Annotated in this window: 9 protein-coding genes; 3 read left to right on the top strand and 6 right to left on the bottom strand. The window is 69.6% G+C overall.

Annotation, left to right across the window (positions count from 1 at the left end; genetic code table 11):
* Positions 1 to 60: 60 nt before the first annotated feature.
* Together ABD345_RS32115 and ABD345_RS32110 are read left to right on the top strand one after the other, a co-directional pair.
* On the top strand, positions 61 to 1491 hold the full coding sequence (locus ABD345_RS32115) for a condensation domain-containing protein (RefSeq protein ID WP_344557313.1): 1431 nt from the start codon (positions 61 to 63) through the stop codon (positions 1489 to 1491).
* Between the two features lie 343 nt (positions 1492 to 1834).
* On the top strand, positions 1835 to 2986 hold the full coding sequence (locus ABD345_RS32110) for an endo-1,4-beta-xylanase (protein ID WP_344557312.1): 1152 nt from the start codon (positions 1835 to 1837) through the stop codon (positions 2984 to 2986).
* 122 nt (positions 2987 to 3108) lie between these two features.
* On the opposite strand, the gene ABD345_RS32105 is transcribed toward ABD345_RS32110, so the two are convergent.
* The 3 genes from ABD345_RS32105 to ABD345_RS32095 form a co-directional block, all read right to left on the bottom strand.
* Positions 3109 to 3927 (bottom strand): class I SAM-dependent methyltransferase, encoded by an 819-nt coding sequence (locus ABD345_RS32105; protein WP_344557311.1) that lies wholly within the window; start codon positions 3925 to 3927, stop codon positions 3109 to 3111.
* Entirely contained in the window at positions 3924 to 4799 is an 876-nt protein-coding gene (locus ABD345_RS32100; RefSeq protein WP_344557310.1) for an NsdA family TPR-like regulatory protein, read from the bottom strand. Before ABD345_RS32100 ends, ABD345_RS32105 begins: the two co-directional genes overlap by 4 nt.
* Before the next feature lie 176 nt (positions 4800 to 4975).
* The gene (locus ABD345_RS32095) at positions 4976 to 6364 is read right to left on the bottom strand and encodes a YopA family protein (RefSeq protein ID WP_344557308.1); all 1389 of its coding nucleotides are present in this window, start codon (positions 6362 to 6364) and stop codon (positions 4976 to 4978) included.
* 279 nt (positions 6365 to 6643) lie between these two features.
* On the opposite strand from ABD345_RS32095, the gene ABD345_RS32090 reads away from it, so the two are divergent.
* Positions 6644 to 7741, top strand: coding sequence for an ATP-binding protein (locus ABD345_RS32090; RefSeq protein ID WP_344557306.1), 1098 nt, complete (start codon positions 6644 to 6646; stop codon positions 7739 to 7741).
* Between the two features lie 193 nt (positions 7742 to 7934).
* On the opposite strand, the gene ABD345_RS32085 is transcribed toward ABD345_RS32090, so the two are convergent.
* From ABD345_RS32085 to ABD345_RS32075, 3 genes are all read right to left on the bottom strand, one after another.
* Complete coding sequence (locus ABD345_RS32085) at positions 7935 to 10439, bottom strand: GH32 C-terminal domain-containing protein (protein ID WP_344557304.1); 2505 nt, start codon at positions 10437 to 10439, stop codon at positions 7935 to 7937.
* A gap of 266 nt (positions 10440 to 10705) precedes the next feature.
* The gene (locus tag ABD345_RS32080) at positions 10706 to 13249 is read right to left on the bottom strand and encodes a GH32 C-terminal domain-containing protein (RefSeq protein WP_344557302.1); all 2544 of its coding nucleotides are present in this window, start codon (positions 13247 to 13249) and stop codon (positions 10706 to 10708) included.
* A 192-nt stretch (positions 13250 to 13441) separates the two neighbouring features.
* On the bottom strand, positions 13442 to 13926 hold a 485-nt coding region (locus ABD345_RS32075), incomplete at its 5' end, for a substrate-binding domain-containing protein (protein WP_344557300.1).

The following is a 13926-nucleotide window of genomic DNA, read 5'->3' as shown; positions in this document are numbered from 1 at the left end:
GCGAAGGGGACCGGGGCCGGCGGTGCCGCACACCACGACTCCTGCCCGGAGGTCCCGGCGATGCACGCCAGCCGCACGGTCCGCACCCATGCCGCCCGCCCACCCGTCGACCCGCCCGTCCGGTTGCCCGGGGAGGGCCCCGGCGGGCCACCGGCCACCCCGGCCGAACAGGTCGCCGTCGTCTTCGACGGGCTGGCGGCGGGGACCGAACCGCTCACCTGGGGGCAGTGGTCGCTCTGGGAGGCGATGGTCCGGCACGGCTCCTGGATGCCGCTCGGCGGCACCAAGGAGCTGGAGCCCGGGACCGACCTCGCCGACCTCACCGCCGAACTGCGCTACCTGGTCACCCGCTACCCGTCGATGCGCACCCGGCTGCACTTCGACGGCGGCCCCGAGCCCCGCCAGGAGGTGGCCGGGGCGGGCCGGGTGCTGCTGGAGGTGCACGACGCTCCGGCGGACTCCGACCCCGCGGCCACCGCCGCCGCCGTCGAGGCGCACCACCGGCACGCGCCCCTCGACCTCGCCGCCGACTGGCCGGTGCGGATGGCCGTGGTCCGGCACCGCGGCGCCCCCACCCACCTGGTCGCGCTGATCTGCCACCTGGCCACCGACGCCGCCGGAGCCCGCACCATGCTGCGCGAGGTCGCCGAGCGCAGCGCCACCCCCACCGAGGGCCGGCAGCCGCTGGCGCAGGCCCGCTGGCAGCACTCCCCCGCCGGCCTGCGCCAGGACGAACGGGCGCTGCGCCACCACGAGGAGCTGCTGCGCTCGGCGCCCCTGCAACCGCTGCCCGGTCCGACCCCGCCGCCCGGCCCGCGCTACTGGACCGCCGAACTGCACGCCCGCGCCCTGGGCCCCGCCGCCGCGGCCGTCGCCCGGCGCACCGGCGCCACGCCCACCACCGTCCTGCTCGCGCTGTACGCCGTCGCGCTGGCCCGCGGCACCGGCGTCAACCCGGTGGTGGTGCGGCCCATGGTCGGCAACCGCTTCCGGCCGGGCCTGGCCGACGTGGTCTGCATGCTCTCCCAACTCGGCCTGTGCTCCGTCGACCTGTCCGGCGCCACCCTGGACGAGGCGGTGGAGCGCACCCGCCGTGCCGCGCTGAGCGCCTACAAGCACGGCTACTACGACCCGCGCCGGTTCGCCGAGCTGCTCGACCGGGTTTCCCGGGAGCGCGGCCCCGGCCTGGACGTCTCCCGGGTCTTCAACGACCGCCGCGCCGAGGTTCCCGACGACGGCCGACCCGTCCCGGCGGCGGCCGAGTTGCGCTCCGCCCGGGCGAAGAGCGGCTTCCGGTGGACCGAGCGGACCGACCGGCCCTCCGAGCGGCTGTTCCTGAACGTCGAGGACCGCCCCGGGGCCGTACTGCTCTCCTTCACCGCGGACGTCCACCACTTCCCCGCCGAGCGCGTCGAGGTCCTGCTCCGCGAGATCGAGGACCTGGCCGTCGCGGCCGCCCACGACCCGGCCGTCCCGAGCGGCGTGCGCTGACTCCCCGTCGGGCCACGGGACTTCCCTGCCCGCCGCACCGTCACGGTGCGGCGGGCAGGTCCGTCTCGGCGGGCCTCCACCGAGACGGAGGTTAGGCGGCTGCGGCGCGGCGCGTCAATGAAAAGTACCGAACTTCGATCGGAAACTCGGTCGGCCCGGCCCGGCCCGGCATTCGCCCAGACCACTCGGACAGCGGGCGCGACCCCCCGGCGCTCATCGTTCAACTTCTGGTATGTGCAGCGTTATTGACTGGGACGGATTTGCCGCACTAGCTTCTTGGAAGTTCGATCGATTTTTCGAAACTTTCGATACTTCTCCCTCCTCCCCCACCCAGGAGTCCGCTGTGAAGCTACGCCGTCAGCTCGCGGCCGCGGCCGCCACCGCCGCCGTCCTCATGCTCGTCCCGTCCGCGATCGCCGCCGCCGCCCCCGACAAGCACCCGAAGGTGCCGGCCGACTCGTTGCGGGCCCTGGGCGACCGGCAGAAGCTCGCCGTCGGAACGGCCGTCGACGACGCCCACCTCGGCAGCGACCAGCCCTACACCGCCATCGTCGCGGACCAGTTCTCCGTCGTGACGGCGGAGAACGCCATGAAGTGGGAGTCCGTCGAGCCCACCCGCGGCACCTACGACTGGGCCGCCGCCGACCGGCTGGTGGCCTTCGCCGGGGAGCACGACCAGCAGGTGCGCGGGCACACCCTGCTCTGGCACAACCAGCTGCCGTCCTGGCTCACCACCGGCGTCGACAACGGCACCATCACCAAGGACCAGCTGCGCGAGATCCTGCACAAGCACGTCACCGACGAGGTCACCCACTTCCGCGGCAAGATCTGGCAGTGGGACGTCGCCAACGAGGTGTTCGCCAACTCCTGGGACCCGAACCCGCTGCCCAACGGCCTCAACGGCGACGACTTCTGGATCAAGAACCTCGGCGAGGGCGTCCTCGCCGACGTCTTCCGCTGGGCCCACCAGGCCGACCCCAAGGCCCTGCTCTTCTACAACGACTACAACATCGCCGGCCAGGACGGCAGCAACGCCAAGTTCCAGGCCGTGCACGACTTCTTCGCCAAGCTCGTCGCCCAGGGCGTCCCCGTCAACGGCATCGGCGAGCAGGGCCACCTCGACACCCAGTACGGCTTCGACGGCAAGCTCTTCCAGTCCGACCTCCAGTCCTACGGCGACCTCGGCCTGAAGGTCGCCGTCACCGAGGCCGACGTCCGCACCTTCGTCAACAACTCCACCGAGCAGGTCCCGACCAGCCAGCTCGCCGCGTTCGCCCAGCCCTACGAGTTCTCCCAGATGCTCACCGCCTGCCAACTCGTCGACCAGTGCATCTCGTTCACCGCCTGGGGCGTCTACGACGGCGACTCCTGGATCCCCGGCACCTTCGCCGGCACCGGCTACGGCCTGCTCTACGACGTCAACAAGGCCCCCAAGCCCGCCTACTACACCCTCCAGCAGGACCTCCAGCTGGGCGCCCGCAACGCCAAGCACTGACCCCACCGACCCGGCCCGCCGGAGCGCCCTGTGGGGGGCGCCCCGGCGGGCCGACCCATGCCCGACCACCCGCTTGAGGACGCTCCCGGCTCATCAGCCGGCCCGCGGCAGTCCCCATCCGCTCAAGGGCGGCAAGCCAGAATGCCGCCACGGCATGTGATCTTGAACGTGCCTTCGGTCTCGATCTCGGCGGCAACGATCTCCGATGCCCGGCTGACGGTCTCGTGGAACGGGACGCCGCTCTGATCGGCCCACGCCTCGTAGGAGGCCAGGTGGGCGACGATCGGCCCGGGATCGGTGATCTCGATGGTGCCGGGCAGCTCCCGTACGCGGATGTCCCTGAACGCCGTCCCCAGGAAGCCGGGTGCCTTCTCCAGGGAGAAGCGGGAGCTGAGGGAGACCCGGGCCGGCCCCTCGGGAATCCCGAGGACGTCACCTGCGGCCCGGGCCCAGAGCTGGTCCAGCTCCTGCTTGTCGGTGTCGCTGTTGGTCGAGGCGATGAGCACGCCGCCAGGCCGGAGGACGCGGGCCAGTTCCTTGATCGTGGCCTCGATGTCACCGACGTGGTACAGCATGTGCAGGGCCAGCACGGCCTCGGCGCTGTCGTCGGCGAAGGGCAAAGCCTGGGCGTCGGCCACCAGGACCGGCTTCTCGACATCGGCGAGGATGCCCGCCGAGATGTCCATCCCGACGGCCTGAAGGTCCGGACGATCCTTGTGCAGGCGGCTGACGAACTTGCCGTTGCCGCAGCCGACGTCGAGGACGATCCCCCTGGTGCCGGCCAGCTCTTCGAGGACGATCCCGGGCAGGTCGTACTGCGGCTGCTGCCACCGGTAGACCGACTGGCGGGCGGCCAGGTGGCGTCCGTCCGCGTAAGCGCTGTTCGCGAGGATCGCCTTGTCAGCGACTGCGGCGTCCTGCTGTGCGGTGTTGCTCGTCACTTGGGCAGCTCCGGAGGGTTCGTGAGTGCGGGCCGAGAGCAGGCTTCTCTGACATTCTCACGGAGACTCAGGACGATCGGGGAGCCTGCGTAGGCGGGCTCGGCGAGACGAGTGCTCAGGGTCCGAAGCCGGCTGGAGATGCTCGCTGTTCGCCGGTCCGGTGCGGCGTCCAGCACCACCGAGAGCTTCTCCTGTACGCCGTCGAGGTCGCCGTGGACGAGGTGGGCGTTGGCGAGGTCGAGGCAGGCAGCCAGCAGGTCACCGGAGGACTGATCCTGCTGCGGACCGGACTCGTACATGGTGATCGCCCTGGAGGACGCCTCGATGGCGCGGTTCACGTGACGCTGACCGCCCAGGGCGAGGAAGGCGCTACCGGCGTAGGTCCACTGCTTGGCCTCGGGAAACGTGAATACGCCGGGAAGATCCACGGCGGCTGCTGTGCTCCGGGCCGCCTCGGCCGCTTCCACGGCCCGTAGCGCGCTCGCTCTGTCTCCGCGCGCGGCGGTGGCCCGTGCTTCGAGGCTGAGCAGGCGGGCTGCGATCGTCCCGCTGTCCGCGTACGGCAGCCCGGCTCTGGCCAGTTCGGCGGCCTGGCGGTGGTCCTGCTGCCAGTAGGCGATCAGAGACTGGACGGATCGGATCCAGGCCCGAAGGCCGTTGTGGCCGGCTGACTCCGCACAGCGCCAGGCAGTTCGCGAATGCGTAGCCGCGGCCGTGTACTGACCGAGGTCGAGGGCAACATGGGTGGCCAGGCCGCAGAGGCGCCCGGCCTGCAGGTAGAGATGGCTTGTCTGGCGAGGGTGTTGGCGGCCTCGGAGCAAGTCGAACACTCCTCGCCGGAGAGCTCCGATGTCGTAGTTCTGATCGAACATGCCTCTGACCTGCGGAAATATAGCCTTCAAGGAAGATCATTTCACAACTAGTGCACACGCGGCGCTGATGACGATGAGCTGCGGTGAGAAGTGCCGAGTGGTGATGAGCGCATCATGGCGGCTGCCCATGTCGGCCGCTACAGGGGGTCGCCGGGGGGTGTCCGCGCGGAGAAGGCTCAGCGCCTGCGGCGAGGAGGGCGTTGACGCCGTACGGGCGGCAAAGGGGCCGGTGTCGTGGGCGCTGTTGCCGGATCCACCCACGGCATTGGCTGGGTGTCCCCGGCCCACCTGTCGAGCTGTACCTGTCTCTGGTAGGAGCCGCGGTAGCCGATTTGGTGGAGGATCATCAGGGTCGCGTAGTGCAGGGAGAGTCGCCAGACTTCGGTTGCCAGTCCTTCGTGTGCGTAGAGGTCGTCGGCGAGGATCTCGGGGTGGACCAGCCGGTTGCGGATGCGGGTGACGGCTGTGGGGCCGTCGATTCGACGGTCTGTCGCGTATTTGGCCAGGGTGGGAAGTGCGGCCGGGTCGATCGAGGTCGGCTCGCCGGCGGAGGTCAGCAGATAGCGCAGCTTGTCTTCGGCATGGCAGCTCTTGAAATCCTCCCGCGACATCAGATTCCCCAGGACCAGTTTCGTCCAGGCCAGGTTCTCCAGTACGGGTGCCGCGGAGAGGATGCGCTGTTCGACGAAGCCCGTGGCCACTGCTTCGGTGGCCATCTGCATCTGCAAGCGTGTGGTGCCTTTGAGGGAGGGGTCGGTGAACGCCCGTAGGGCGCGCGTGACGAGTTCGGTGCAGTCGTCGGGACTGCCGTGGTGGAGCCATTCCGAGCCGATAGTCCGGGCCCGGTCGAGGAGAGGGGAGAACCACTGTTCCCAGACGATCTCCCCGTTCGTGTCGTAGCCGATGGGGAGTGCGGGGACGACTTTGCGGCCGAACCCGAACGACAGGCTGACACGGAGGCATTCCAGGACTTCTCGGCCCTTGGCGAGGGAGAAGTCCTCGCCGTTGGTGCGCTTGAGTTCCACGACGTGCGTCAGGACGGAGGTGAGCTGATCGGTGGCGGTCCGCAAGGCGTCCGAGAGGTCTGGGCGTTCGTCGGTGGTCACCGTCCATCCGTCGACGTCGAAGGACCACCGTCCCCTCCAGTAGCGGGTGCGCTCACCCTTTCTCTCCTCCAGGGTGGCGTTGCCGACGGACAGCGGCAGGTTCACCCACTGCGCCACCAGCCGTCCCAGGCGGATCTGTTGGTCTCCCAGGTGGGTGGAGTTGATCCATCCGGCGTTGTTGCGGCGGGTGTTGGCGGTGAACGTGATGGCCGGCGTGCGGTCCACCGTCGTGATTTCGGAGCCGTTGTTGTCCAGTCCCCAGTAGTCCTCCTCGCGGAGTTCGACCGTCCACTCCAGGCTGGGCCTGGCTCCGAAGGTGAGCTCGACCCGGCCTTGCCGCGGCCCCCGCTTGAACCCGGAGAGTTCACCCTCATACAGGACCACCGTTTCCCCGGGAGCGTTCCATCCGTGAGGCGGGGTGAGGGGAGTGTGGGAGGTGAACTGCTTGTCAGGGTTCATCAGTGAGCGTGCCTCCGTCCGTGGGATGCCGCCCGAGTGGACAGCCGACCAGAATATCGGAGGACTCCGCCAACGGCGATCGGATCAACCGGGATTGGGGCGACAGGTGGAGCAAAATCTCCTCAGGCCCCGGTGGGCAGCAGGGGAAGTGGGCGGGGTGTCGGAGCGGTGCTCAGCGACGGCTCGGTCGAGCTTTGGGAGGGCGCGCTGCGGGAAACCAGTCGTTGCCGAGGGGCCTGTCTGCGATGCTGCTTCGGTCAGAGTAAGGGGGCGTGAGCGATGGGTGCCGCGCGGTCGGTGGTCTTCGACAGGAAGCATGGCTGGCTCGTGCTGGCCAGCGGGGATGAGCGCGAGAGGAGCGACTTCGACTCCTTCCTTCTCCACGTTGATGATCTGAAAGCGATGCGGCCTTCCGATCTCCGGGTCGCGCTTCAGCGGGTGTTGAACGATGGTGCGGAGGCGTCTGTCAATGTCACCCGTGACGAGGGTGTCGATACCGACTACTCCGAGCCGGAGCCGGTTCGGATCGACCTGAGCGGTGGTCGGCTGGTGGTGGTCGTCGACTTCGCCACCGAAAGCTACGGCATCGACGACGATGAACAGGAAACGCATGCGTTCTTCGCGTCGCTACTGGAGCCGTACCTGCGTCGCAATCGTGGGTCACTCGTAGCGGTGGAACTGGACCACGCCTACTTTCGCCCTTGGATCTGGCGCCTCACGATCGAGTGTTCGACGCGCAACCGGGATGTGGCGGACATGTTCCGGGTCGGCGAGGGCGCTCTCGCTCTCCTGACGGCTTACGACAGTGGAGAGCTGACGAGGGAGACGACGCTCGACCTGCTGCGGTCAGGCCAGGCGCAGGTCCTGGTCGGTCAGGCCGAGGGGCCGTGGCTGGATGTGAAAGTGCAGCACTACGACCTCAAAACCCAGGCAGGGAAGATTTCCATCGCCGAGGCCGTGGCACGCTTCGCCAACGCCGAGTTCGGAGGCATCGTCGTTGTCGGCATGCGGGCGAAGAAGGTTCCCGGCGGCGAAGTCATCAGCAGCCTGCACCCGGTTCCCGTCGACGGCCGCACACTGCGCCTGTATCAGGACGCGATCGAGAAGCATCTGTATCCGCCGCCGGACTATCTCGACATCGAGGTCGTCCCGGCTGACGGAGGAAGCCTCGTGGTTCTTCACATCCCTCCGCAGCCGGAGGAGTTGAAGCCGTTCCTCGTGCACGGCGCTCTCGTCGATGGGGAGGTCAAGGGCGCCTTCATCAGCATCGTGCGCCGCCGAGGGGAGTCGTCCATCCCCATTACTGCGCCGGCGATTCATGCGACCCTGGCTGCGGGCAGGGCGCTGCTACGGCGCGGACAGCTACCGCAAGATTGAGGCGTCGGCATCCCGACACCTCCACTGCAGAGACGACATAACTCTTCGTCTCTGCAGCTGACGTCCCTGCCCTATGCCTCACCAGCGGGAACACACCCACCAGTTCCGGAAGGACAGCAGCTTCTGAACGACAAGCTCAGGGCTGCCCCGGAGCGCGGATGGAGAAGCGCTCCGGGGCAGGGGACGGGGTCGGTCAGCGGTCGGCCCAGATGGACTTCAGCTTCTGGGCGCTGAAGGCGTCCAGGGACGCGGTGCCGCCGGTGGCGTAGGCGGACACGCCGTTGTTGGCGGGGTTGGGGAAGATCTGGTCGGTCATGACGACCCGGCCGTCCGCGGCGTACACCTCGACGGAGGAGGTGTCCACGACGACGCGCAGCTGCAGCTTGCCGTCGGTGTCGAGGCTGAGCGGTGCGCGGTGCACGGCGGCGAAGTTCCCGCCGAAGGAGGAGTCGCCCGAGCGGGTCCGGTCGATGTACAGCTCCCCTGTGGTGGTGTCGTAGCCGATGCGGGTCTCCTGGCCGCCTCCGGTGTGGACCTTGAGGCCGAAGTCGTTCGCGGTGCCGGCCCGCAGGGTGGCCGTGATGTCGAGCAGGGCGCCCTGGGTGCTCAGGGGGATGTCGGCACCGGCCGCGATGGCCGTCGTCGGCGCGGTGCTGACCGTCCCCGTCCGCAACTGCTCCAGCTCCTTGACCGGCACCTGCACCAGCTGCGGGGCGCCGTTGATCGTCTGCAGGGACAGCTCCCGGGGCAGGGAGTCGGCGCTGCGCCAGGGGGAGGTGGGGATGTTCCCGCCGTACTGCCAGTTGTTCATCCAGCCGATGACGACGCGGCGGCCGGCGGGCTCGTCGTTGAAGGAGGTGGCGGCGTAGAAGTCGGCGCCGTAGTCCATCCAGTGGGCGTTCGAAGCCTGGTTCTGGGCGGGGGTGTCGGTGAGGGTGAACTGGTCGGCGTTGATGTGGCCCCAGCCGCCGGTGTTCTGGTCGACGATCTGGATCCGGGCCTGCTTGCCGGCGAGGCTGCGCAGGTCCCACTGGACGGGGTCGAGCGCTTCGTTGTCCTTGCCGGTGGTGGTCCTGACCACCGCGCCGTCGACCACCAGGTTGACGGCGGTGGGGTTGGCCTGGGAGTTGGAGTGGTTGCCGCCGCCGACCAGGAAGTTCAGGTACGGCTTGTCGACCGTGAAGGTGGGGGAGGTGAGGGTGCCGGTGGTCGAGTCGCCCTGGAGGAAGGAGTTGACGAGCCCCTTGCCGAGGTAGCCGGTCACCTGGTTCTGGTTGGCCAGGGTGCCCTGGGCCGGACCGGTACCGAAAGCAGCGCCGGTGGTCGCCCAGGACCCGTAGGTGCTCCCCTCGAAGTCGGCGAGGACATTCGGGCCCTGGTCGGTGAGGGTGAACTGGTCGGCGTTGATGTGGCCCCAGCCGCCGGTGTTCTGGTCGACGATCTGGATCCGGGCCTGCTTGCCGGCGAGGTCGTGCAGGTCCCACTGGACGGGGTCGAGCGCTTCGTTATCCTTGCCGGTGGTGGTCCTGACCACCGCGCCGTCGACCACCAGGTTGACGGCGGTGGGGTTGGCCTGGGAGTTGGGGTGGTTGCCGCCGCCGACCAGGAAGTTCAGGTACGGCTTGTCGACCGTGAAGGTGGGGGAGGTGAGGGTGCCGGTGGTCGAGTCGCCCTGGAGGAAGGAGTTGACGAGCCCCTTGCCGAGGTAGCCGCTGACGCTCTGCTGGCCAGGGAGGGTGCCCTGGGTCGGGCCGGTGCCGAAGGCGGCGCCGGTGGTCGCCCAGGACCCGTAGGTGCTCCCCTCGAAGTCGGCGAGGACCGTTCCGGTGGGCGGCGTGGAGGTGGCGGGCCCGTCCGGGGTGAAGGTCGTGCCGTCGAAGTCGCCGACGAAGTACTGTGCGGCGGAGGTGTTCTGCGGGCCGCCGGGGTTGATGTTGACGACCAGGACCCACTTGGTGTGCGCCGGGTCGCCGTCCACGGGGAGCTGGAAGAGGTCCGGGCATTCCCACAGGCCGCCGGTGGCGCCGGCCGGGCCGAAGTCGCTGAGCTTGGTCCAGGTCTTCAGGTTCGGGGACGAGTAGAAGCTCACCTTGTGGTCGGCGGACAGGGCGACCGTCATGAGCCAGCTGTTGGTCTGGGCGTTCCAGAACACCTTGGGGTCGCGGAAGTTCTGGGAGCCGATGTTGAGGACGGGGCTGCCGGCGTACTTGGTCCAGGTGGTGCCGCCGTCGGTGGAGTAGGCCAGCGACTGGGCCTGCACGCCGTCGGACTTGCGGTAGCTGGTGTAGATCGCGACCAGCGGGGGGTTGGTGCTGGTGCCGAAGCCGGTGGTGTTGTTCTTGTCGAGGACGACTCCGCCGGAGAACACCATCTCGTTGGCGTCCTGCGGGAGGGCGATCGGCTGCTCGGTCCAGTGGACCAGGTCGGGGCTGGTCGCGTGCCCCCAGGACATGTTGCCCCAGGTGTTCCCCGAGGGGTTGTACTGGAAGAAGAGGTGGTAGGTGCCCTTGTACCAGATCGGGCCGTTGGGGTCGTTCATCCAGTTCTGGGCGGGCGAGAAGTGCAGCTGGGGCCGGTAGGTCTCGGTGTAGGAGGTCTGCGCGCCGGCGGAGGGCGCGAGGACCGCCAGGCCGAGGACGGCGGCGGAGAGGGCGAGCAGGCGCTTGGAGCGGTGGTGCGTGACGGTTCGGTCGCGCATGGGGATCTCCTCGGTTTCGGACCCTCGGGGCGGGTGGGGTGCCCGTGCGGCTGGGTCCTCGGGAGCGGCGTGCCGCGGTGGGGGTGGTGCGGTGCGGTAGGCCGCGGGGTGGGGGATGGCGCGGAGTTCACTCGGCGGAGGCCGGAACGGATACGGCCGGTCCCGGTCTCCGGATCGGACGGGACGCACCCTGCGCCCGTGTGGCGACGGGGCCGGGTGGACCGTGCGGGGGCGGGCACCCTCAAGCCCGCCCCCGCACGGGGCTTCTACTTGCTCCGGTAGGAACCGAGGTGCCAGAGCTTGAGGCTGTCGAGGCGGGCGGAGCCGCCCTCGGCGAACAGCTGGACGCCCTGGCTGCTGGGGTCGGGGAAGACCTGGTCGGTGATCACGGCTTCGCCCTGGCCGCCGAACACCTCGACCGAGGACCAGTCGACGACGACCCGGATGTGGATCTTGCCGTCCTTCTGGGGCTTGAGCGGGGCGGTCTGGACACCGGGGAAGTTGGGGTCGAAGTCGACGGCGCCGGACTTGGTGCGGTCGACGTAGAGCCGCTGGTTGGCGGTGTCGTAGCCGATGACGGTCTCCTGTCCGGCGCCGGTGCGGACCTTGAGGCCGAACTTCTTGGCGTCGGCGGGCGAGAAGACGGCGTCGATGTCGAGGGCCTTGCCGTTGCCGCGGGAGGGCAGGGCGGTGGTGCCGGGCCGGACGGTGACGTGGTTGAGGGCGACGGCCGGTCCCTGGCGCAGCGTGTTCAGGGACTGCACCGGCTGCTGGGTGAGCTGGAGCCGTCCGCCGACGGTGCGCAGCTGCAGCGTGCGGGGCAGGCTCTGGGCGCTGCGCCAGGGGGTGGTGGGGGTGTTGCCGGCGTACTGCCAGTCGCTCATCCAGCCGATCATGGTGCGCTCGCCGCGGGGGGCGTCGTTGTAGGTGACGGCCGCGTAGAAGTCCTTGCCGAAGTCGACCCAGTGGGCGCGTTGGAGGGTGGAGAGGGCGGGCTGGCTGGCGGTGGTGAACTGGTCGGCCATGATGTGGCCCCAGCCGCCGGTGTTCAGGTCGGCGATCTGGACCTGGACCTGCTTGCCCTTGTAGGGGCGCAGGTCGAAGGAGGCCCAGTCCAGGGTTTCGCTGTCGGAGCCGGTGGCGCTCTGGACGACCTGGCCGTCGACGATCAGGTTGACGGCGGTTTCGCTGGACTGGGGCTTGGCCTGGGTGTCGGACAGGACGACCTGGTCGACGTTGATGTGGCCCCAGCCGCCGGTGTTCTGGTCGACGATCTTGATCTGGGCGGTCTTGCCCTGCAGGTCGGACAGGTCCCAGGAGGCCCAGTCGAGCTGCTCGTTGTTGCTGCCGGTGGCACTGCGGACGGTCTTGCCGTCGACGACGAGTTCGACGGTGGTGGGGGAGTCGGAGTTGGCGGGGTGGGTGCCGCCGCCGATCTGGAAGTCGAGGTACTTCTTGTCGATGGTGAAGGTCGGGGAGGTGAGGGTGCCGGTGGTGGCGTCGCCCTGGAGGAAGCTGTTGGCCAGGCCGTGGCCGGTGTAGCCGGTGACGCTCTGCTGGCCGGGGAGGGTGCCCTGGGCCGGTGCGGTGCCGAAGGCGGTGCCGGTGGCGGTCCAGTCGCCGTAGGTGTCGCCCTCGAAGTCGGCGAGGACGGTGCCGGTGGGGGTGGGCTGCGGGTCGGTGACGGCGTTCGGGTTGTGAGGGTGGTTGCCGCCGCCGACCTTGAAGTTGAGGTAGTCGCTGGTGGCGGTGAAGGCGGGGGAGGTGAGGGTGCCGGTGGTGCTGTCGCCGTCGTGGAAGCTGTTGGCGTGGCCGGTGCCCTCGATGCCGGTGATCGCGGACTGTCCGGGCAGGGAGCCGGTGGCCGGCGCGGTGCCGAAGGCCGTGCCGGTGGTGGTCCAGGCGCCGTAGTCGGCCTGTTCGAAGTCCTGCAGGACGGTGCCGGCGGGCGGGGTGTAGGAGCCGTTGTCGTCGGGGGTGAAGGTGGTGCCGTCGAAGTCGCCGACGAAGTACTGGGCGCCTGAGCCGCCGGCGATGCCACCGGGGTTGATGTTGACGACCATGACCCACTTGACGTGCCGGGGGTCGCCGTCGACGGCGAGGGGGAAGAAGTCAGGGCACTCCCAGCCGCCACCGGTGGCCCCGGCCGGGCCGAACTCGCTGAGCAGCTTCCAGGACTTGAGGTCCTTGGAGGAGTAGAACTCCACCTTGTGCTCGTCGGCCAGCGAGACGGTCATCAGCCAGCTGCGGGTCGGCGCGTACCACTGGACCTTCGGGTCGCGGAAGGCGTGGGAGCCGATGTCGAGGACCGGGTTGCCGGTGTACTTGGTCCAGGTGCGGCCGCGGTCGGTGGAGTAGGCCAGCGACTGGGCCTGCCGCCCGTCGTCGTAGGCGCTGGTGTACACCGCGACCATGGCGGGGTTCTTGCGGGTGCCGAGGCCGGAGGTGTTGTCGGTGTCGACGACGACGCTGCCCGAGAAGATCATCTCGTCGTCGGTGCGCGGGATGGCCAGCGGCAGCTCCTTCCAGTGGATGAGGTCGGTGCTGACGGCGTGGCCCCAGGACATGTCGCCCCAGGAGTTGCCGTTCGGGTTGTACTGGTAGAAGAGGTGGTACTCGCCCTGGTAGTACACGAGCCCGTTGGGGTCGTTCATCCAGTTCTGCGCGGGGGTGTAGTGCACCTGCGGGCGGTACTGCTCCTGGAACTTCCCGGTGTCGGCCACGGCGGGGGAGCCGGCGGTCAGGCCGAGGCAGACGGCAGCGGCCAGGACGGCCAGCGAGGTGCGGCGGGTGGGTCGGGACGCGCGCATACGAGCTCCTTCACAGAGCCTGGGCGGGGTGGGTGGGGGACGCGCTCGCGATCCGTCGGTATCGGGCGGTACGAAGGCATGGCTACGCCGGGGCGTGGCCATGCCGGGGCACGGCGGCGGGACGACGGGCGTGGAGGGTGAGCGGTCGTTTGTGGTGCGGCGGTGCGGGGTGTGGTCTGTGGCGGTGGGGAACTACCGGGTGGTGGGCGGGAGTTCGCCGGAGCCGCGGGGGATGAGGCGGGTGGGGACGGTGATGGTGCGGGCCCGGGTGCGGTCGCCGTCGAGACGGGCGAGGGCGATGGCGGCGGCGGCGGTGCCGATGGCGGTGGGGTCCTGGGCGACGGTGGTGATGGCGGGCTCCAGGATCTCGGCGAACGGCAGGTCGTCGAAGGAGACGAGGGCGACGTCGCGTCGGCCGGCCCGGGTGGTGCCCAGGACGGTGCCCATGGCGGCGAAGTTGTTGGCGGCGAGGATCGCGGTCGGCGGCTGCGGGTCGCGCAGCGCGCGCTGGACGGCGTCGGCGGCCTCGGCCTCGGTGTGGCCGTCGAGGACGAGCGAGCGGTCGTAGGGGAGTCGGGCCGCGTCGAGGGCTTCGCGGTAGCCGGCGAGGCGTTCGCGGCGGGTGTAGAGGGTGGTGGGGCGGTCGCCGACGAAGGCGATGCGGCGGTGTCCGGCGG

It is taken from the genome of Kitasatospora saccharophila, assembly GCF_039529925.1.
Classification (GTDB): Bacteria; Actinomycetota; Actinomycetes; order Streptomycetales; family Streptomycetaceae; genus Kitasatospora; species Kitasatospora saccharophila.
This window is presented reverse-complemented; position numbering and strand designations above follow the sequence as displayed.

What these genes read in the sequence shown, in the direction of transcription:
- ABD345_RS32090 (WP_344557306.1), top strand. Translation starts at nt 6,644, where the DNA reads ATGGGTGCCGCGCGGTCGGTGGTCTTCGACAGGAAGCATGGCTGGCTC.
- ABD345_RS32095 (WP_344557308.1), bottom strand. Translation starts at nt 6,364, where the DNA reads ATGAACCCTGACAAGCAGTTCACCTCCCACACTCCCCTCACCCCGCCT.
- ABD345_RS32115 (WP_344557313.1), top strand. Translation starts at nt 61, where the DNA reads ATGCACGCCAGCCGCACGGTCCGCACCCATGCCGCCCGCCCACCCGTC.
- ABD345_RS32085 (WP_344557304.1), bottom strand. Translation starts at nt 10,439, where the DNA reads ATGCGCGACCGAACCGTCACGCACCACCGCTCCAAGCGCCTGCTCGCC.
- ABD345_RS32080 (WP_344557302.1), bottom strand. Translation starts at nt 13,249, where the DNA reads ATGCGCGCGTCCCGACCCACCCGCCGCACCTCGCTGGCCGTCCTGGCC.
- ABD345_RS32100 (WP_344557310.1), bottom strand. Translation starts at nt 4,799, where the DNA reads ATGTTCGATCAGAACTACGACATCGGAGCTCTCCGGCGAGGAGTGTTC.